This window comes from Rossellomorea sp. SC111 (genome assembly GCF_024733565.1).
In the GTDB taxonomy this organism is placed as follows: Bacteria; Bacillota; Bacilli; order Bacillales; family Bacillaceae_B; genus Rossellomorea.
Genome location: NZ_JANIOC010000015.1, coordinates 23,956 through 45,135, shown reverse-complemented (window position 1 = coordinate 45,135; position 21,180 = coordinate 23,956). Strand labels below are relative to the sequence as shown.

Annotated in this window: 16 protein-coding genes, 1 riboswitch and 1 other annotated feature (1 of these 18 only partly in view); of the genes, 4 read left to right on the top strand and 12 right to left on the bottom strand. The window is 41.8% G+C overall.

The annotated features are described in order from the left end of the window. Positions 1 to 238: 238 nt before the first annotated feature. Positions 239 to 1,240 (bottom strand): DUF3231 family protein, encoded by a 1,002-nt coding sequence (locus NQ095_RS18085; protein ID WP_258264830.1) that lies wholly within the window; start codon positions 1,238 to 1,240, stop codon positions 239 to 241. 198 nt (positions 1,241 to 1,438) lie between these two features. Here NQ095_RS18085 and NQ095_RS18080 point away from each other — a divergent pair, with 198 nt between their 5' ends. After that, positions 1,439 to 2,332 (top strand): glycerophosphodiester phosphodiesterase, encoded by an 894-nt coding sequence (locus NQ095_RS18080; RefSeq protein WP_258264829.1) that lies wholly within the window; start codon positions 1,439 to 1,441, stop codon positions 2,330 to 2,332. Between the two features lie 616 nt (positions 2,333 to 2,948). Here NQ095_RS18080 and NQ095_RS18075 read toward each other — a convergent pair. Beyond that, complete coding sequence (locus NQ095_RS18075) at positions 2,949 to 3,245, bottom strand: TIGR04104 family putative zinc finger protein (protein ID WP_258264828.1); 297 nt, start codon at positions 3,243 to 3,245, stop codon at positions 2,949 to 2,951. Between the two features lie 172 nt (positions 3,246 to 3,417). On the opposite strand from NQ095_RS18075, the gene NQ095_RS18070 reads away from it, so the two are divergent. Continuing rightward, complete coding sequence (locus NQ095_RS18070; RefSeq protein ID WP_258264827.1) at positions 3,418 to 4,194, top strand: MBL fold metallo-hydrolase; 777 nt, start codon at positions 3,418 to 3,420, stop codon at positions 4,192 to 4,194. Positions 4,195 to 4,234: 40 nt separating this feature from the next. Here the strand turns inward: NQ095_RS18070 and NQ095_RS18065 are convergent, their stop codons facing one another. After that, on the bottom strand, positions 4,235 to 4,840 hold the full coding sequence (locus tag NQ095_RS18065) for a YitT family protein (RefSeq protein WP_258264826.1): 606 nt from the start codon (positions 4,838 to 4,840) through the stop codon (positions 4,235 to 4,237). A 129-nt stretch (positions 4,841 to 4,969) separates the two neighbouring features. Beyond that, entirely contained in the window at positions 4,970 to 6,037 is a 1,068-nt protein-coding gene (locus NQ095_RS18060) for a bifunctional transcriptional activator/DNA repair enzyme AdaA (protein ID WP_258264825.1), read from the bottom strand. A 194-nt stretch (positions 6,038 to 6,231) separates the two neighbouring features. Between NQ095_RS18060 and NQ095_RS18055 the strand changes: the two genes are divergently transcribed. Then, on the top strand, positions 6,232 to 7,158 hold the full coding sequence (locus NQ095_RS18055) for a hypothetical protein (protein WP_258264824.1): 927 nt from the start codon (positions 6,232 to 6,234) through the stop codon (positions 7,156 to 7,158). Positions 7,159 to 7,222: 64 nt separating this feature from the next. Here NQ095_RS18055 and NQ095_RS18050 read toward each other — a convergent pair whose 3' ends face one another. From NQ095_RS18050 to NQ095_RS18020, 7 genes are all read right to left on the bottom strand, one after another. Next, positions 7,223 to 7,828, bottom strand: coding sequence for an alpha/beta hydrolase (locus NQ095_RS18050; RefSeq protein WP_258264823.1), 606 nt, complete (start codon positions 7,826 to 7,828; stop codon positions 7,223 to 7,225). 13 nt (positions 7,829 to 7,841) lie between these two features. Continuing rightward, positions 7,842 to 8,822: a ring-cleaving dioxygenase gene (locus NQ095_RS18045; protein WP_258264822.1), complete on the bottom strand. Its 981-nt coding sequence runs from the start codon at positions 8,820 to 8,822 to the stop codon at positions 7,842 to 7,844. Between the two features lie 183 nt (positions 8,823 to 9,005). Further along, positions 9,006 to 9,848 (bottom strand): STAS domain-containing protein, encoded by an 843-nt coding sequence (locus tag NQ095_RS18040; protein ID WP_258264821.1) that lies wholly within the window; start codon positions 9,846 to 9,848, stop codon positions 9,006 to 9,008. Between the two features lie 842 nt (positions 9,849 to 10,690). After that, positions 10,691 to 14,137, bottom strand: a complete 3,447-nt coding sequence (gene metH / locus NQ095_RS18035) for a methionine synthase (RefSeq protein WP_258264820.1) — start codon at positions 14,135 to 14,137, stop codon at positions 10,691 to 10,693. After that, entirely contained in the window at positions 14,118 to 15,968 is a 1,851-nt protein-coding gene (locus NQ095_RS18030; protein ID WP_258264819.1) for a bifunctional homocysteine S-methyltransferase/methylenetetrahydrofolate reductase, read from the bottom strand. Before NQ095_RS18030 ends, metH begins: the two co-directional genes overlap by 20 nt. 15 nt (positions 15,969 to 15,983) lie before the next feature. Continuing rightward, positions 15,984 to 17,168 (bottom strand): cystathionine beta-lyase, encoded by a 1,185-nt coding sequence (gene metC / locus NQ095_RS18025; protein WP_258264818.1) that lies wholly within the window; start codon positions 17,166 to 17,168, stop codon positions 15,984 to 15,986. Next, a complete protein-coding gene (locus tag NQ095_RS18020; protein ID WP_309137664.1) occupies positions 17,161 to 18,285 on the bottom strand; it encodes a methionine biosynthesis PLP-dependent protein in 1,125 nt (374 codons plus the stop codon). Before NQ095_RS18020 ends, metC begins: the two co-directional genes overlap by 8 nt. A 92-nt stretch (positions 18,286 to 18,377) precedes the next feature. Then, positions 18,378 to 18,487, bottom strand: a riboswitch (SAM riboswitch). A 305-nt stretch (positions 18,488 to 18,792) separates the two neighbouring features. Here NQ095_RS18020 and NQ095_RS18015 point away from each other — a divergent pair. After that, on the top strand, positions 18,793 to 19,926 hold the full coding sequence (locus NQ095_RS18015; RefSeq protein ID WP_258264817.1) for an alcohol dehydrogenase catalytic domain-containing protein: 1,134 nt from the start codon (positions 18,793 to 18,795) through the stop codon (positions 19,924 to 19,926). An 84-nt stretch (positions 19,927 to 20,010) separates the two neighbouring features. Here the strand turns inward: NQ095_RS18015 and NQ095_RS18010 are convergent, their stop codons facing one another. Further along, on the bottom strand, positions 20,011 to 21,009 hold the full coding sequence (locus NQ095_RS18010) for a tryptophan--tRNA ligase (protein WP_258264816.1): 999 nt from the start codon (positions 21,007 to 21,009) through the stop codon (positions 20,011 to 20,013). Between the two features lie 60 nt (positions 21,010 to 21,069). Then, positions 21,070 to 21,180, bottom strand: a binding site (T-box leader); it runs 131 nt beyond the window's last position.

Below are 21,180 nucleotides of genomic sequence, written 5' to 3'. Positions count from 1 at the left end.
CAACCTACCAAAAGCTTGGAATGAATCAGGAGGTCAATCAAGCACCGCTTTCCTTCTATTATAATCTTCTTTAAAAGAGAAACCGTATTGTTTGACCAAATCATGTGTCACTCTCAACACTTTTGAAGCCTTACCTTGATGTCTTATATTCTATCCTATCCACACGTTCTTTGTCATTTAGAAACAAAAGAAATTCCGAACATTTTGTGATGATAGAAAAAATACTTTTAGAGATTCTTTAACTACTTAAATCTTTTCGGTCTTCCTGTTGTGGAGGCTGCTCCATCCACCCTCGCTCAACTAAAAGCTTAAGACCATCCGCACCATATTTCATGATTTCTGACACAAATAGCATGTAATGCACGGCTAAGTCCTTTCTTGTCGACATTGTGATGGCATGACACAGCGTAGAAAGGCCGACTGAATTAGAGGATGAAATGAAAAAGAGCATCAGCTTTTCTGAAAAAGGCGCAATACTGGAAGCCGTCACTTCCATAGATACAGGGTAAGTGGGAAACGTATCGTCTTTTACCAGAATGTGATTGAACGTTGTAATTTGCTTTTCACTAAGTTTTCTCCCTTTTTTAAGATACTCTTTTACTTCGTTGTCTCTGGAGGTTTGGATGAAACCCTTCAATAATATGATGCCTATACAATTGCGCTCAATCACAAAGAATAATTCGCTAAGTTCCAATGCATTAAGAGGTCTTGTTTCCCCTAACCAGGTTTCCAATAAAGAAGCCTGATGGGTAATATATTCGGTGGACTGAGGATAATTTATTTTTGGCGGACGATCATAAATCCCTTTTTTCAACATCAGTTGAAGTGATCGTTTATACAGGGACAGAGATTTCGTCAGACACTTCTCGAAAAAGTCATATACATCTGAACGGGCAACCGATGCTACGATTGTCGTAAAGTGGCTGTTAGTGACCTGTCCTCCCCGATAGACAAAGCTGAGAGCAAATAAATCCGTGTAAAGTGGTGGAGCAGACGTATCCACATCCTTGTCTGTAAAGCCTGAAGGGATGGGAAAGCCCTCTAAGATACATAGTTCCCCGATTTCTTGCATCGTCTCAAGGTTTGTGTTCAAGCTGTCTTCAATAAGGGATGTAACACTTTCATCTTCTAGATACGTAAGAAAATGAGTATAAAAACAATTCAATGCCGAGCATTTAATATACGTCGTCCATAAAGCGGAGATTTCTGATGTAGTCAATCTGATGTCCTGTTTCTCCATCTTTCGGCTCCTTTACTTTTTCTTATAGCATTTTCCTAATGCTGTAAATTATTCTACAAACTTTGGACATGCGCCTTTCGCCTCAACTGTCATATTCTATTCATCCAATTTTCACATTAGCTTTTCATTCGTCTGCATTTCTATTCACATTCATTTTATATCCTTTAATTGAGCTAAAATCAGAAGGGAGAAAATAAAATGAATACATTTATGAAGAATGTTTGTTTATCGGCAGCAATCATGGGCTTCGGAGCCGCGATCGTTCAGCCAGCCTCCGCTCAATCAGGTCACCCGTCAATGAATGATAATAAGATTCTAAACATTGCTCACAGAGGGGGATCAGGTTACGCCCCGGAACACACGCTGCCTTCCTATGAGTTGGGTGACGAAATTGGTGGGGACTACATAGAACTTGATCTGCAGATGACCAAAGATGGTGAATTGATTGCCATGCATGACGAAACACTTGATCGAACAACGAATGGGACGGGACTTGTTAAGGATTATACGTTGGATCAAATCAAAGAATTGGATGCGGGATCCTGGTTCAATGAAATGTACCCTGAAAAGGCTAATTCGGAATATAACGGCCTGCAAGTACAGACTCTTGAAGAAGTCATACAACATTTCGGAAAAAACAAACATTATTATATTGAAACAAAATCTCCTGAAGTATATCCCGGTATGGAAGAAAAATTACTTAAGATATTAAAAGACTATCATCTGATAAGACAAAACGGCCCTTCCAGTAAAGTGATCATTCAGTCTTTTAGTGAAGCAAGCCTTCAAAAAGTTCATGAAATGAATGAAGACATCCCTCTTGTCCAGTTAATTGACTATAAGAATAATGCAACCATCACGGACGAAGAGCTTGACCATTATGAGGAATATGCTGTTGGATTGGGTATGAGTTTTAAGAAAATCGATGAAGAATACGTAGATAAAGTGCGTGAACATGATCTTCTTATCCATCCTTATACTGTCCTCGAAAAAGAAGATATGAAAAGGCTGATTGAGTGGGGAGTGACAGGAATGTTCACCAACTACCCTGATCGATTGGAAGAAGTATTAAAGGAAATGAAAAAGAAATAGTGAATGTTTAAAAATGAGACTGGGAAACTAAATCCATTTCCTCTAAAGACGAACAATCAAATAATTTGTTAGGATCACTTGTTACACCGTTTTATACAGTGTATATGCTTTAGCAATCATATTATAATTCCAGGTTCATCATGGTTGTCTTTATTTATACACAGACTATAGTTTTCTAATGTTCTGCAATTGTGTTGGGTCTTAGCAGAATGGGTCATTCACATTAGGTAAGGAAAAGTATTCGTTTTATTAACTCTAATCTGTCACTGCAACTAATAGGATTAGAGTTGGTGTATGCAATGATGTAGCAATCTCGTCACTACACTGTTATAGTAAATCGCTTACGCTTAGAAAGTTGATTGGAGTGGAAGGTGCTCGACTCCTGCGGGAAACGCTGGACAGGTGAGACCCCGCAGGCTCAGCCGAGGAGGCTCACCGCCAGCCCCGCGGAAAGCGAGCACCTGGAGCGCAAATCAACCACTACTCACTATATCCAAAAGCAAGAGTATTTACTTAAACAGTTAAATGATAAAATCCGAACGACATCGATTTTCAAAAAAAAATTTCGATGATCGTTCGGATTTTCTTTTAACTAAACTCTTTTCCCAGCCTCTCTTCATCCTTGCTTATATTCATATTTAACGAATAACGGGAGGATAAGTGAAATAACAAATGCCATCAGGACGATGATTCCGAATGTCACCGGTTTTGATAGCCCTTGAGAAGGTGCAATCAATAAACCAAAAACTACTGCCGGGATAATAATCAAAAAGGAAACAATGAATTTTGAGACAAAATTGATTGCATGCCTTTTTCCACATTGACTACATTCAATTGGTTTATATGAAGCCCAAATTGAAAATAACAACTCTTTCCACTGAAATTGATTTTTACATACATTACATTTCTGCAAAACATTGCCCCCTATGTCAAACAACTACCTTTTCTCTAGTTTACCATTTTCGGCATACGAGTAATAGATGATATTTCAGGTCCGTCCCTAGAAAAGATGTAGATATTAGCAGGGATTTTCACATTTTATTCGAATATTGTACTATAACAATTTTTGGTGAGGAGTAACTGAGTTGATACAATCTTTCAAGTTAAGCGTTCAAACATTTGGTCAAAAAATGCCCGTTTATATTTTTAAAGTCGATGATGTTCTTATAGACACAGGACCATATAGTATGAAAAATGAAGTTCGTTCGATCTTCAGAGAGCTTCCCATCAAACGGGTCATTCACACTCATCACCATGAAGATCATACCGGCAATAGTGCTTGGATAGAACGCTTTTATTCTATTCCTCAATGGATCCACCCCCTGGGAGTCGACAAGTGCAATCAAGTTACCAAACTGCCTTTTTATCGTGCCATGTTTTGGCATAACCGTCCTTCGTTTCATCCTATGCCTCTTCAAGAGCCTGCATTTGAAACCGAACACCATTCGTTTCAAATCGTCCATACTCCCGGCCATGCTGATGATCATATTGTTCTTATCGATGAAGAGAAAGGAATCTGCTTTTCCGGAGATTTGTATTTGTTTCATTCTCCCACGTCTAATTTCTCGTTCGAATCTGTACCAGAACTGATTCGATCCATAAACAAAGTCCTGACATATTCCTTCGAAGAGGTGTATTGTTCTCATCAAGGGTACCTAAAGCACGGTAGAAAGCTGCTAGAGAAGAAGCGGGATTACCTTCTCCGCCTCCAGGATTCTGTCACGAAAGCCCACCAGGAAGGAAAATCAGCCAAGGAAATACGTAAAACCCTACTGCCAAAAAACAAATTGTTTCAATACATCTCTTTCTTTGAAAATTCTCCTACACATACCGTAAAATCAATCATCAAAGAAATATCCTAGATAAAAGGTCCGTCCCTCAGCTGAGGGACGGACCTTTTATTTAAACATTTTCAATATGTGTAAGTCTTCGCCTGAAGTCAAACTTGATGATGATATCCAAGATTCTTGTAGCGATAAATTGACACGCTATGGCGAATAGAATGATTTTCAGATCCACTACGATTCCAGTTAACAGTAATACACTACCATTTATTACGAATAATGTCTTCCCTGGTGAGTATCCTTTCAACTTTGAAATGATGAGGGCTAAAATGTCCATCCCCCCGGAGGAGGCACCCATCCTAAACAGAACTCCGACGCCGATTCCAAAAAGGATGCTTCCAATGAGAAGATCCACAAATACAAATGAAACAGTACCTGTCAGAAATGGCTCTGCCGCATCGACCATCCCTGATGTGACTGTTACGCAATACATGGTCCAGAAGGCATTTCCCTTCCCCAGCCACTTCACAGCGGCACCCAATAAACAGGCGTTCATTACCCACAAGGTGACCGCAAAAGGGATATGCAGTAAGTAGTTTAATAACACACTCACACTTGCTGCACCACCGGAAGGGATGAAGTGGGGAAACAAAAACACTGCCATAGCCAAACCTTGTATAGTTGATGCGAACCCTAAAATAACTGCTTTTCTCAACACATTCATATCTACATTGCTCCCGATTCTGTAAAGGACTCTATTTCATAGTCTAGTAGCTCTTATCAGAGTCTGCAACACCTATTTCCTTACGGTTGCATTGAAATCCTTCACTTATGAGGAACCATCTGCTGAACATCATAATACATGACCCTTCTTATTTGCCACCTTCCGTTCATGCTCAATCAACCACTTTTTCCGGTTAAGACCTCCTGCATATCCTGCTAGATCACCATTTGCCCTGATCACTCTGTGACAAGGTACGATGATGGCGAGCTGGTTACAGCCATTTGCCCTGGCAACTGCACGAACGGCTGTGGGATGATCAATGTGTTTGGCGACCTCGGTATAGGACCTTGTTTCTCCAATTGGAATCCTCTCAAGCTCCTTCCATACATTTAATTGGAATGGAGATCCACTCATATGCAAAGGAGTGCTAAACGCGGACAGGTTCCCGTCAAAATAAGCTTCCAGTTCCTTTTCTATGGAACGAAGTGGCTCTGATGTGCCTGGGATGATGGCTGACTTTGTTTTATGCCTCAACCTTTCCACTTCCCGTTCCAGGCCCCGTCTGTCAACAAACTCTAATAAATGTAATGCCTTTTCATCAGAAATCCCGATCATTGGCCCGAGTTTGGTATCGATCCACGCTGTTCTTAACACACGATTATGTTCCGAGGAAGCCGGTGCAGAACCCATGATTTTTGAAAAAGCGTCTCTAAATCCGCTTGCCGAGCCATAACCGGTTACGTGTTGAGCGTCAATGACTTTGGCACCAGATCTGATTTCCTTCATGGCAATCCCCATCCTGCGGGCTCTCGCATATTCAACAAATGTCATTCCAAATCTTTTCTTAAATTGGCGCCTGGCAGTGGACGCATCAATCGATAATTGCTGAAAATCCTTGTCCTTCCAACGCTTCTCCGGATTTTCCTCTACAGCCTCCACCAACATTTTCACAACTTCCGATACACTATTCGGATGAGATAATGGTTTACATCTCTTACAAGGACGATAAGAGGAAAGCAATGCTTGCTCTGCTGTCTGAAAGAATTCACAGTTTTCAAATTTTGGTTTTCTGGCTGGACAAGAAGGGCGGCAAAACACTCCCGTTGTTTTTACTCCGACGTAAAATACACCTTCATAGTCCGTTCTCTTGTCTACTAATGCCTTATAGTACTCCGTTTGCAATTTAAGCGAGATCATCCTCGAGTCCCCCTATATCCTTTTTATAATCCTATTATACATACATCAAAAAACGATGCCGCCGAAAATCAGGCATCAATTTTTCAAAAAAGAGGGTCGGACCCTTGAATTTATCACTTAATAAGCAGGGATTCCCCTTGCGAATAGATAATCTATTACTATAACCAATTATGCTTAAATAAGGAGTTTTTCATATGAACCTTTCCCCCGAGCAGTGGAACAAGGCAAAAGATTATATCCGCCAGAATGCAAGACCACTAGAACAGAAATTATTCAACTTTCATTTTGAAAAAGGAAGTAAAGAGGAAGCCATTCATGAGTTAGCTTGCTTCCAAAATGGTGACGGGGGTTTCGGCCGGTCAATTGAACCTGACTTTCGCCTGGACAGTTCCTCCCCACTTGCTACTACCGTTGGTTTACAAAAAGCTAAGGAATTAGAACTTTCCGCCAGTCATCCTATCGTTCAAAAGGCAATGAGTTATTTACAGAACGAATACGATGAAGAAATTGAGGGCTGGAATGCTGTACCTGAAGCGGTCAATTCAGTGCCTCACGCTCCGTGGTGGCATTTCGATCCTGAGAGAGGTCATTGCGGCGTCCAGACTACTTGGTCAAATCCAAATGCAGAGATTGTAGGATATTTCCATCGGTTTCAACCAGATCATCCCCGCCTTCAAGAATGGACTGAAAAAGCGGTCAGTGAACTTATTGGATTCATCGAGCCAATCGACATGCATGATTTCCTCTGTTACGAAAGGTTGTTAAATGAAGTGAGTGGGAAAACGAAAACCACTCTATTTAAAATCCTCTCGACTAATGTTCGTAAAACGGTTTGCACGGATCCTGCGAGGTGGAATGAATATGTGGCAAAACCGCTTCAGGTAGCAAGTGAACCTTCATCACCCTTTTATGAAATATTGGAGGATGTCATAGAGATACAATTGGGGAAGGAGTTAGAATCTCAACATCAAGACGGGTTCTGGCAGCCCACTTGGTCCTGGTTTGGGCACTACGAAGCAACATGGCAAGTTGCGGAAACGGAATGGCGGGGAATTTTGACCATGGAAATGTTAAGAGTTTTCCAGGCGTATCATAAGATTGGCATACCATTTGAAAGATAGGATTCTTCTATTGTATTCCACAAAAAACTCTGGAAGACAACTGTCTTCCAGAGTTTTCCAAATATCACTTAAAGTTCTTTTCAAACCATAATTTCGCTTCATCCACCTCTTCACGACGAAGCTCATGCCCTCCATCTGTCCAAAACTCAGTAACGGGAGAATTTGCTTTTTTCAGGTTTTCCACAAGTTCCTTAGTTTCATTCATTGGTATAAGGGGATCGCGCTTACCGGCACCAATAAAGACTGGGACATCGGATAAATCCGGGAGTTCGATCCCGCGTCTTGGTACCATGGCATGAAACAGGATACCGGCTTTTAGTGAGTCTTTTATATGATACATCATGCTTGCCGCGATGTTTGCTCCATTTGAATAGCCCAATGCAACGACATGATCACGGTCAAATTCATAGTCATTCGCGCTTTTATCGATGAATTGTTTCAATTCATTGGTACGGAAAATTAAATCCTCTTCATCAAAGACCCCTTCCCGTAAGCGGGCAAAAAAGCGGGCCATTCCATTCTCATTCACGTTCCCTTTCACACTTAAAACGGAAGCCTCCGGTGCAATCATTTCGGCAAGGGGCAGTAAATCGCGTTCATTTCCCCCTGTTCCATGCAGCAATAAAAGTGTAGGGAGATCTTTATTTCCTTGCTTGAAGATATGTTTCAAGAGATTGTCCTCCTTATTCTTTCGTATCCAATGGTTTCAGTTTCGCTTCAATGGATTCCCTTTGAGCTTCGAAATATGGTGGAAGAGATAAATTTTGTCCTAAAGCATCAAAGTCCTCATCAGTTTCAAAGCCCGGACCATCTGTTGCAAGTTCGAATAGAATACCATTTGGTTCCCGGAAATAGAGGGAACGGAAATAGTATCGCTCCACAAAACCTGAATTCGGCAGGCGGTTTTCTGTTATCCACCCTACCCATTTTTGCAACTCTGTTTCATCTTCCACCCTGAATGCCACGTGGTGAACACTTCCTCTTCCCGGTCTTTCCTGGGGCAGATCATTTCTTTCTTCAAGATACACTTCTCCACCGGTTCCGCCTTTCCCTGTTTCAAATACACGGATGTCAGCCTGGCCTTCTATATCAGAAGGAAAGCTCCCAATTTCTTTAAAGCCTAGGACATCTTTCAGCACACCAGCTGTACTCTCCCCACGTGCGACGGTTAAAGTGATGGGACCTAAACCGACAACCCCATGTTCAACTGGAACTGGACTCTTATCCCAGGGCTTACCACCCGGTACTCCTTCATTCGTTTCATCAGATACTAGCATCAACCGCTGACCTTCGAAATCACGGAAACGTAAAGTAGACCGTCCGGTGTAGTGAGAAATAGGGTCATGATCGACACCCTTCTCTTCAAAACGCTTTTTCCAATAAGACAATGCCTCATCTGTGTTCACCCTTAGTGCCGTCAATGAAATACTGTTCGTGCCTTTATACGTGTGTCCTGCATGTGGAATCTCAAAGAATGTAAGGTCCGTCCCTGGATTCCCTCTTTCATCTGCATAAAAAAGGTGATAAACAGAGGTATCGTCTTGATTTATGGATTTTTTCACTAATCTTAATCCCAGGGTTTTTGTATAAAATTCATAGTTTTTCTTTGCATTTGCTGTTATGGCAGAAACGTGATGCTGCCCTTTTAATGGTTTTAGGTTCATCTTTTTCACTCCTTAAGAGATAGTATTACCTTATAAATGTATCATACACGATAAATATCTTTAATTCAAGATATTTTATTTCAGAGTTTTATCATCTCATATTTAAGTGAATATGATTGATCCCAAAGTAAAAAAAGCATCCATACACAGTACTCAGTGTAAAGATGCTTTTAATCTGTTGGATTATACTTCATTGTTTTTGATTGTTAAAGCTTGTGACAAGGTGGAGGTAATGGTGAGGTTTTCAAAATTCAATCCAAGTTGAACCGCTGTTTGAGCAATTTCAGGTCGCAGTCCGGAAAGAATTGGTTTCACCCCAATCAATTGAAGTGCGTCGATTAGCTGAAAAATTTGATGGGCTACCATCGTATCAATTAAAACGACACCGGATAAATCGATGAACAATTGGGAAACTTCCATGTTCACACATTGGTCCAACGCATTTTCTAAAATCAGTTCTGCTCTTGAAGGGTCGATGTTACCTACAAGAGGCAACAAAGCAGTATGTGAATTCAAACTGATGACGGGCGAGCTTAGTTCATTTATGATTTCCTGTTGATTCTGGAGCTGCTGTTTCATGACTTCAGATTGTAGCTCGACAAAACGCATCATGACCCGGTCAAATGCTTCTATGATTACATTGCTCCACAAATTGAACTGATCGAATATCCCCTCATCCAAATGAGAATCCGCATATTCTTTTATGAAGTCCAGGTATTGATTTCTCACCCTCATAAATTCCTTGAGTATAAAATGGGTTGGCGTATTTAAATGTTCCTTATCATTTGCCAGTTTTGACACCCATTCATCAATTTTCTTACTAAACGTTTCTCTATCTTCCGCAAATATGTTGCAGAGGATTCCGTGGAAATCAAAGTTTTGTTGTTTCAATGCTTCAATCACTTTCGGGTCAGTGGAAGAGTAAACCCCGCCAGTTGTATTTTTATCCAATGAGTCATACCATTCATCTGTTAATTGACGAGCCTTACTCAATAAAAATGTATGTACTTCTTTGTTCCTATGCATGTATGATTCCTCCTATAATATCCATCAAAATGTTCCGTTTCCTCTTCCCTAACTGACGTTATGAGTAGTCGGGAAATCATACTCTTCTCAAGTAAAATTTTCAAAACTATCTTACATCTCCTTTTATTATATAACACATTCATGCAACAATGTCATTCAGAGCATACCCGGGGAATGAATACAATTTGAAATGTCAGGGTAAAAAAGCGGCTCATTTAATGAATAATATCAAAGTGTGAATAATGAGCATTTTCAAATAATATTACATTAAATTGTAAATACCCTCTACAATTCACAATATAAAGTGTATAATGGGGGTATTAGCAGAGAAACAGGCAGCAAGGGTATGTCTCGATATACTATATTGATGTATAGGGATCTCCTATTAGACACCAACCTCTGATCTTAATATGATGTCGTATTCTTACTACTGAGTCATATGTCAAAATAGTTGGGAGCTGATGAGAGAATGAATAACAAACTGACCAGGAAGTGTATCGAAACACTTGCTATCCAAAGTGCCTATCATTTTTGTGAGACAATAGGTCTCAAGCCCAGTTTACTTAATCTAACGATGATTACAGGATTTTCCGAAGAAAAGATCCTCGAAATACTTGAAACAAAGTTTAGTAATCAAAGTGTAAAAGCAGAAGATCACTCTTTCTAACTCTGTGGTTCCCCTTTATTACTCTACCAGCCGATTTCCCTTCATCTCTAACGTTCCGTTCTGTCATTGCCAAAATATCCTTCATTATTTTGAATAGCGGACTACCGTCTAACATAAAAAAATAAATTTAAAAAGGCAACTCCATTTTCCGGAAGTTGCCTTTTTAATTAGACGATCACAATACATTAAAATATCTTGCTTCCGGATGAGCGAAGACCATCGCTGTTACCGATGCTTCAGGTTCCATCATGCATCCGTCTGTTAGTTGGATCCCAATTTCTTCGGGTTGGATAAGCTTAAACAGCTTCTTCTGATCCTCCAGTTCGGGACACGCAGGATACCCAAATGAAAAACGTTGACCTTGATAATGGGTACGGAAACGGTCCTGCATCGTAAAGTCTACGGGATCCGGGAAACCCCATCTGCTTCTCATCATTTCATGAACTCTTTCAGCCAGTCCTTCTGCCGTTTCCAAGGCAATGGCCTGCAATGCGTGACTTTCCAGGAACCTCCCTTCTTCTTTCAACTCCTTGGCCCACTGCCTGATTTTCACGCCGGCCGTTACGGCGAAGAATCCGACATAATCCATTTCACCACTTTCAACTGATTTCAAGTAATCAGCTAAACACAGATGCTGATTCCCAGATTGCCTCGGGAAATGAAAGCGTTCCATTTCTGAAGATGGATGTTCCGGGTGATAAATAACTACATCTTCACCATCTGACTGGGCTGGAAAGAATTGATAACGTGCAGATGCATGGATCATTCCTTCTCTTTTTGCTTTTTGGAACAACTCATCCGTAACGGCTTTCAAGCTGATAGTTCGTTTATCCCCTTCTTCCAGCAATCTTGAAATCTTCCCTTTTATGCCTAAATGATGTCCAAGCAGCATTTGCTGATTGATATAGGGCTGGATTTGATCCAGAGAAAATTCTTTTATAGTATGTGGAATCAAGTCTGGCGGAACATGAACCTTAACATCAGTTGATATGGCGGAACGTGCTTTCACCGCAACGGATGATGAACCTCGACTAGGCGATTCGTCATGTACTACGAGCCTGCTTTGTTTCTCACGGCTTTCCTCTTCCAGTTGAAGCCTTGTTTCTTCATGTTGAATTCCATTCATAATACTCAACCCATCCATTGCATCCTTTGCATAAAGGACCAGCCCATCGTATTCCCTGCCGATTTTGTTTGTAGTGAACTTTCTGGTGAGGGCTGCACCTCCTACTACAAGAGGAACTGAAATACCGGCCAGCTTTAAATCTTGAGCAGTAATGACCATTTGTTGTGCAGACTTCACGAGGAGTCCGGACAAACCTACGATATCGGGCTTCTCTTCCCGTATGACTCCGATCAGTTCCTGAGGTGTTACTTTAATGCCTAAATCAATCACATTATATCCATTATTACTTAGGATAATATCTACGAGATTCTTACCGATATCATGAACATCCCCCTTAACCGTAGCTAAGATCACCTTGCCCTTCGAAGATGAACTTTCCGTTTGTTCCATATGCGGTTCCAAATGGGCAACGGACGCTTTCATGACTTCGGCACTCTGTAATACCTCCGCAACAATCAGCTGGTTATCATTAAATAATCTTCCGACTTCACTCATTCCGGCCATAAGGGGGCCATTGATGATTTCAAGAGGAGCGTCATATTTTTTCAAAGCGATGTTTAAATCAGGAATCAGTCCTTCCTTCGTCCCTTCCACCACATAATGAGCCAATCTTTCTTCTAGAGTCATAGTGTTGACAGGTACCTTTACTTCTTTCTTTTTCCCCCTATAGAATGCTGTAAATTCAGCAAGGGTTTCATCCGTCGTCTCAAATAGTAGTTTCTCAGCCATTCGGACTTCTTTTTGAGGAATAGAAGCAAAGCGCTCTAACTTTTCCGTGTTCACTATGGCATAGTCGAGCCCCGCCTTTGTACAGTGATAAAGATACACTGCATTAAGTACTTCTCTTCCTACAGGAGGCAGCCCGAATGAAACATTACTGACTCCAAGTATGTGAGGGCAGTCCGGTAATGCTTCTTTAATCTTTTTAATCCCTTCCACGGTGCTATTGGCCGACCCTATATATTGCTGATCGCCCGTGCCGACAGGGAATACGAGAGGGTCAAAGATGATGTCTTCAGAAGCTATCCCATATTTCTCCGTTAACAGTCTATGGGAACGAAGGGCAATGTCCACCTTACGCTCTACTGAGACACCCATTCCCTTTTCATCAATCGTCCCGACCACCACTGCAGCTCCGTAGGCTTTCATCAGTTTAGCGACCTTCTCAAATCTCTCTTCCCCGTCTTCCAGATTAATTGAATTAATAATCACTTTCACTTGAGAAAATTTTAAAGCTGCCTCCAGCACCTTCTCATCCGTTGAATCGATGACTAGTGGAACTTTCACTTTCTTCACAACTTCCTGAATAAAAACATTCATGTCCTCTACTTCTTCACGATCGGGGTCGGCAAGGCAGATGTCGATTACCTGTGCCCCATTTTTCACTTGTGCCCTTGCAATCTCTGACGCTTCCTCTATCTTATTCTCTGCAATCAATCGTTTGAATTTTCGGGAACCGATGACATTCGTGCGTTCTCCGACCAGAATCGGTCTTCTGTCTTCATCTTCATAGATGAAGGCTTCAATTCCCGAAACCGCATGGGGATGAGATTCTTTCGGTGTACGAGGCGGGAATCCCTTCACCACCTCTGAAAGAGCACGGATATGCTCCGGGGTCGTTCCACAGCACCCCCCAACAAGATTCAGCCAGCCTTTCTCTGCAAATCCTTTCATCTTAGCACTGAGTGAATCAGCTGTCTCATTATAATTCCCTTCTTCATCGGGGAGTCCGGCATTTGGATAACAGCTTACATAGGTGGTGGCTAAATCCGATAATGTACGGATATGGTCACGCATAAATTCTGGACCTGTTGCACAATTCAGACCAACGACCAAAGGGTTTAAATGTTCAAGTGATAAATAAAATGAGTCGATTGTTTGTCCGGCGAGTGTGGTGCCCATAGGCTCAATGGTACCGGATAACAAAATCGGGATTTCCTTCCCTCTGGATTCAAAAGCCCCTCGAATTCCGAGGTTCGCCGCTTTTACATTTAAAGCATCCTGACTTGTTTCAAGTAACAGAACATCAACCCCTCCATCGAGAAGACCCTCTGCTTGAACACGGTAGTTGTCTGCTAGTTCATCAAAGCTTACTCCACCTGTTACGGATAAGGTTTTCGTAGTGGGACCAAGCGATCCCGCGACGAATCTTGGCCATTCGGAAGTTGAGACATCTTCTACTGCTTTCCTGGCGATTTCAGCCGCTACTTTGTTTATTTCGTATGCTTTATACCCTAAATCATATTCGTCCAGAACGATCGGGGTTGCGCCAAATGTATTCGTTTCAATCATATCAGCCCCTGCTTTCAAATATTCCAGGTGAATCTGATAGATTACTTCCGGCGCTGTTAATACAAGGTTTTCATTACACCCTTCAAGTTCCTCTCCACCGAAATCCTCTGGGGATAAGTTCGCTTGTTGAAGCATCGTCCCCATTGCTCCATCAAGTACGAGTATTTTTTTTCTAAGCTGTTCTTCAAACAATGTGATGGCCATAGGGAACCTCTCTTTCTGTGTTGGTTTTCTCCTGTATATGATGAATCAGTTCAATGCTCATATCAAATCGAACAAAAGGTGTGATGAGATAAATGCCATTAAACAGTTCTATTGCAGTATCCAGTAAGCCTTTGGCTATCTCCATTCCGACTGATCTGGCTATGACAGGATCATTTCCAGCATCCTTCATTCTTTGTCTCGTTTCTTCCGGCACGTTGATTCCAGGCACTTCATGATGGAGAAATTCTGCATTTCTTGAGCTGATCAACGGCATGATTCCGATGAAGACCGGAACATCCAGATGCTTTGTCGCTTCATGTACTTGAATCAGCTGCTCCTTCCCAAATATCGGTTGAGAAATGAAATAGTCGGCACCGGCTTTCTTTTTCTTCTCAAGCCTTTTTACAGAAGCGTCTAAATGCCGGAAGTTCGGATTAAAGGCTGCCCCTACTGAAAATTGAGTGCGTTCCCGGAGTGATTTGCCGGAAAACGATATCCCCTCATTGTTCTGTTTAATGAGTTCAATTAGTTCCAGGGAAGAAAGATCATATACAGATGCAGCACCGGGAAAATCACCGATCTTGGCAGGATCACCGGTTATCGCTAATAGATTGTGGATTCCTAATGTGTGTAAGCCCATTAAATGGGATTGAAGACCGATCAGGTTTCGATCACGGCAAGTGATGTGAACGAGAGGTGTAAGATCGTGTTTCGACTTCACCAGGCTCCCGATCGCGTCATTACTAATTCGCGGCGATGCCAACGGATTGTCTGCAAGGGTGAGCGCGTCAATGCCGGCTTCTTTAAGTGCAGCCGCTCCCTGGAAGAACAATTTCGTGTCGAGATGCTTTGGTGGGTCGAGTTCAACGATGATCGTTTTCTTTTCTCTTACTTGCTTATGCAGTAAACTTCCATTGATGGATGGGGAAGATAACTGAACTACTTTTTTCTTTTTTACCTCTTTTTCTATTACAGGCTCCCTGCTTTTCAACCGGGAAGCTACAGAACGAATGTGATCGGGAGTGGTTCCACAACAACCCCCAATGATTCTCGCACCCTGGAGCCGCAGTTCATTACTGATATCCCCAAAGTAATCTGGCTCAGCAGAGTAATAGAATCGGCCTTCTTCATAGTTTGGCAGACTTGCGTTCGGATAAACGGATAGAAATGCCCTTTTCGGTATGAGAACTTCCTCTAATGAATTCACCATATGAAATGGTCCCATTCGGCAATTGATGCCGACAACATCTGCCCCCAGTAACTCCAATTGCTGAAGAGCCTCTTTGAGTTCCATTCCATTTTGAAGCACCCCCGTTTCGTGCAGGGAAACTTGGGCAATGACAGGAATATCGGCTTCACGTTTGACAATGTTCAGCACGGTGGTCAGTTCCTCGAAATCATAATAGGTTTCTAACAGAATGCCGTCGACGCCCTCTAATAATAAACAGTAAAGTTGTTCCCTAAAGCTCCTCTTGATCTCTTCCAGCGACACATTTTGTTTAATGCCTCTGATGCCACCTATGGTGCCGAGAATATAAATGCTTTCACCTGCAGCTTTTTTAGCGAGACGAACTGCAGCTGTATTTATTTCTTTAACGGAATCCTCCAGTCCGTATCTCGAAAGCTTTTGATAATTGGCCCCATACGTATTGGTCTGGATAATCTCTGCTCCTGCTTGGATATACTCTTTATGGACTTTCAACACTTCATTTGGATGAGAAAGATTCAGTTCTTCAAAGCATCTGTCCACTCCATATGAATACAACAATGTTCCAATTGCTCCATCTGCAATCAAGATCCTCTCTTTCAATGCTTCCAGCAACGGCTTCATTGGCTTCCTCCCCCTTTACAAATTTATCACGTTGTTTCGATTGATTTTTTGTATACTATCCAAACCGTTTTGAAGGTCCTTCACTAATTCATCCACGTTTTCAAGGCCGACGGATAAGCGCAGTAATCCATCTGTAATCCCCCTTCTTTCCCTTTCAGCCTCAGGCATAGAAGCATGTGACATTCTTGATGGATAGGAGAGGATCGATTCAACAGCTCCTAAACTGACGGCAAATACGGGAATGTTTACATTTTTGATGAGCTGCTTCACTTCCGCTTCCCCTTTTAACCGGAAGGAAAGAACCGCTCCGGGACCCTCTGCTTGCCGTACTTGAATTTCACGACCTGGATGATAGCTTAAGCCCGGGTAATACACCTCTTCTACTTCCTTTCTACCTTCTAAGAAGCTTGCAATTTTATAAGCCGACTCTGACGATTCCTTCAATCGAACATGCAATGTTTTCAGACCTCTTAAGAGCAGCCAGCAATCCTGTACCCCGAGCACCGCCCCAAAGGAATTCTGCAGAAAAGCAAGTTTCCCCGCAATCTCTTCATTTCCCGTTACTGCTAGACCCGCTAAGACGTCACTATGACCGGCAAGAAACTTCGTCGCACTGTGCAGGACAACATCCACCCCGAGACTGATTGGCCTTTGCAGCAGTGGCGTCATGAAGGTATTATCTAGAAATGTTAAACAGTCATTTGCCTTAGCGAGCTTCACGACCCCTTCAATATCCGTAATATTCAATAACGGGTTCGAAGGGGTTTCCATATAAATCACCTTCGTATTGTGCTTAATTGCACAAGCCACTTCATGCAAGTCCTTCATATTCACAAAGGAGTATTCTATACCAAACTTAGTAAGGACCTCTGTGATCATCCTATAAGTCCCCCCGTAGACTTCCTCCGAGACTAGAACGTGATCGCCACTCGATAATAAAAGAAAGCTTGTGGAGATTGCCGCCATACCGGATGAAAAGGCAAAGCCCCTTACCCCGCCTTCTAATTCCGCAATTGTTTCTTCGACAGTTTCCCTCGTTGGATTGCCTGAACGGCTGTAGTCGTACGTTCCGTATTGATCAAAATCCTGTTGATGAAAAGTTGTTGCATGATGAATCGGCGTAGAAACAGCACCTGTCTCTTTATCAAATCCGCGGGAATGAATGAGTGACGTCTGAAGTGAAAATGGTTTTTTACTCATACGTGAACACCTCTTTTTCCAATTGATGAAAAACATTCTCCAAGTCTTCAATCAGGTCATCAATAAATTCAATTCCTACAGAGAATCTGAGCAGTCTGTTGCAGATACCAAGTCTTTTCCGCTCTTCTTCAGGAATATCGGCATGTGTCTGGGTCGCAGGATAAGTGATAAAGCTCTCTACTCCCCCTAAACTTTCAGCAAACGTAATGACTTTCAGATGTTTAAGGAAGGGACCGACCCATTCTTCCTTTGCTATACGAAATGAAAGCATGCCCCCTTTACCGGGATATAAGACGTCTGCTACACAATCATGCCCTTTAAGATATTGGGCTAATTCTCTTGCATTTTTTTCATGCTGAGCCATTCTGAGACTAAGGGTTTTCATCCCTCTTATTAAGAGCCAACAATCAAAAGGTGCCAGAACTGCCCCGATCGAATTTTGTATCGTATAGATTCTCTCAGCCAATTCTTCTGAGTTTACAACGACAACTCCTGCCAGAACGTCATTATGGCCGCCTAAGTATTTGGTGGCGCTGTGAACAACCAGGTCCGCACCCTCTTTGAGCGGTTTTTGCAGGACAGGAGTGTAAAAGGTATTATCGACGATCAAGAGCAATCCATTCCTCTTTGAAATGCCGGCAATCTCAGAAATATTTGCTTCATTCATTAATGGATTGGTTGGTGTTTCAAGAAAAATAGCCTTGGTTCCCTTCGATATTCGCTCTTCTATGGAGCCTGTATCACTTGTATCAACGAAATGAAATTTTATTTTGTATTGGGCTTCATACTGAACAAATAAGCGGTAGCTTCCTCCGTAAAGATCCTTCGATACAATCAATTCATCGCCACTTGCGAATAAACCCAGGATCGCCTGAATCGCAGCCATTCCCGAACTGAATGCAAATCCTCTATGACCCTCTTCCAATTGAGCCAGTGTTTCTTCGAGGGTAGTCCTGGTTGGATTTCCTGTTCTCGTATAATCATAACCGGTGGATTCACCGATCCCTTTATGTTCATATGCTGTCGATAAATGAATGGGCAGGCTGACGGCACCTGTAGCAGGATCCCTCCGAGTGCCTGCCTGGACAAGCAAAGTATCAATATGTTTTTTCAACATTCTTCTCTCCTTTTCTCTCTGCGAATACGAAAAGGGAATAAACAAAAAAACCTTCTTAATGAAAATAAGAAGGTTTTGTACGTTCGTTCTCCCTCTTATCGTCCAAGTTGATATCAACTTGCTGGAATTAGCACCATACCTAAAACGTTGGCTGGTTGCTGAGGTGTCTTCGGGCCAGTCCCTCTACCTCTCTTGATAAGAAACAATATGAATTTGTAAAGTGCTTTCCCATAACTTATAACAAACAGAGGAGGCTGTCAATAAAAAGTAAGAATTTTTCATTTATTTCTTCATTTATCTAAATTCCCTTCGTTCATGCGCTTGAATAAATAGTGGTAATTAAATCCAATCAATATTTGATGGAGTATTGCTCAAACAAGATTTTCTATTAAGACATCCTCATCGGTTTCTTCAGTTTTTCAAAATTGGGAAGCCTGAATGTTTAACTCACTCCAAAAGAGTTTAAACACATAGAAGAATCTTACAAAAATTACAGGAGTGATGATAGTGAAGGGTGTTACGTTCCAAGGAAAAGAAAAGATGGTCGTGAAAGAAGTAGCGAATCCAGCCATTCAGGTAAATACTGATATCATCGTAAGGATTACTGCAAGCGGAATTTGCGGTTCAGATTTACATTTATACAAAGGAGGAATCGAACCGGAACAAGATTACGTTGTGGGACATGAACCGATGGGTATCGTCGAAGAGGTCGGATCGGAAGTGAGGACCCTAAAAAAAGGCGATCGCGTCGTTATCCCTTTTAATATTGGCTGTGGGAAATGTTTTTTCTGTGAGAACCAAATGGAAAGTCAATGTGATGAATCCAATCCCCATGGAGAAGTTGGCGGTCTTTTCGGATTCACTGAGATGAATGGCGGGTATCCGGGTGGTCAAGCGGAGTATCTGCGGGTGCCGTATGCAGACTTCACCTCATTTAAAGTCCCTGAATCAAGTGAGCTGGAGGATGAAAGTGTTCTCTTCCTTTCCGATGTTATACCGACTGCTTACTGGAGCGTAGAAAACAGTGGTGTAAAAAAAGGCGATACGGTCATTGTGTTAGGTAGCGGTCCAATTGGATTGATGGTCCAGAAATTCGCTAAATTGAAAGGCGCCGAAAGAGTCATCGCGGTAGACCAGGTGGATCATAGACTTGCGCATGCAAAACGTACCAATCAAGCAGAAATATTTAACTTTCAAAATCATAATGATATCGGGTCACTCCTGCATGAAGAAACAAAAGGGGGTGCTGATGTTGTGATTGACTGTGTGGGAATGGATGGGACCGTTCAGCCAAATGAATCGTTCGGTTCTGACTTTGATAATCAATTTGGGACAATAAGTCCGATCAAGACAGCATCAGAAGCGGTCCGGAAGTTCGGAACTGTTCAATTGACGGGTGTATATGCAACAGAAGCAAACCGATTTCCCTTAGGGGACTTTTTCAGCAGGAATGTTTCCATTAAAATGGGCCAAGCACCGGTGATTCATTTGATGCCAAAATTATACGATATGATTGAAGAGAAGCAATTTGACCCAACCGACATCATCACCCATACCTTTTCAATTGAAGAAGCGGCCAAAGGGTATGACATTTTCGATAAGAAGTCCGATGGAAATATTAAAGTAATCCTCAAACCTTAAAAGGAAGAAGAAAGCCGCATTCTGATATAGATGCGGCTTTTTCAATACTTTCTTTCGATACATTTTCTATAACAAGTGTATTGATCAATGATACAAACCAATCCTTTGTTTGATTTCTTTCATAAAAGGGATGATTTTTTTTCTTGCCTTTTCGGCACCATTCTGCAGAATCTGATCCATTGCCTCTGTATCACTTAATAATTCGTTGTACCTGTCACGTGGTTCTTTCATAAACGAGTTCATCACAGAAAACAATTCTGCTTTTGCGGCGCCCCAGCCAATTCCGGAATGAAGCCTCTTTCTCATGATTTCGGTTTGTTCTGATGATGAGAATTCTTTATACAACGAAAAAATGGCAGATGAGTCGGGATCCTTTGGTTCTTCAGGTAGAGAGGAATCCGTTTTGATTTTATTGATTAGTTTTCGAAGCTTGTTTGGTTCCTCGAATAATGGAATTGTGTTGTTATAGCTTTTACTCATTTTTCGTCCATCAAGTCCAGGGAGGACAGATGTCCCTTCCTGTATGACATATTCTGGAACAACAAACGTTTCACCATATTGTTTATTAAAATTTTCTGCTATATCCCTTGCAATTTCAACATGCTGAATTTGATCCTTTCCAACCGGAACCAATTCAGTTTGAAATAAGAGGATGTCCGCTGCCATCAATATCGGGTAGGTGAATACTCCCATATTGACTCCTGAATCCAGATCTCTGCCACCATTTTGATTATCTTCCACCATGGATTTATATGCGTGAGCACGGTTCATTAACCCTTTAGGTGCAAAACAAGATAAGATCCAACTCAGTTCAAAGATTTCAGGTATATCAGATTGACGGTAAAAAATCGCTCGATCTGGATTCAACCCTAAAGCTAACCACGCTGCAGCCACTCCGTAGGAAAGTTCATTCATTTCAAGTGGATCATGGATTTTTGTTAAACCATGGTAATCCGCAACAAAATATGCAATGTTATAAGATTGATTCTCTGCCAATCCCAATGCCGGTTTAATCGCGCCAATATAATTCCCCAAATGTATACGACCAGTTGGTTTGATACCAGTCAGAACTTGTTTTTTCATCCCCATCATACCCTCCGTTTTAAAATAATAAAAAACACAAAAAGGGCTTCCCATCCTCTAAAAAAGGACGGGAAACCCGTGGTGCCACCTTCATTCGCTTACACTTTAGTAAACGCACTCATCTGTACAGAAGTCGCCTTCGATACATCGTCCCTTTTATCGGTGAGACCT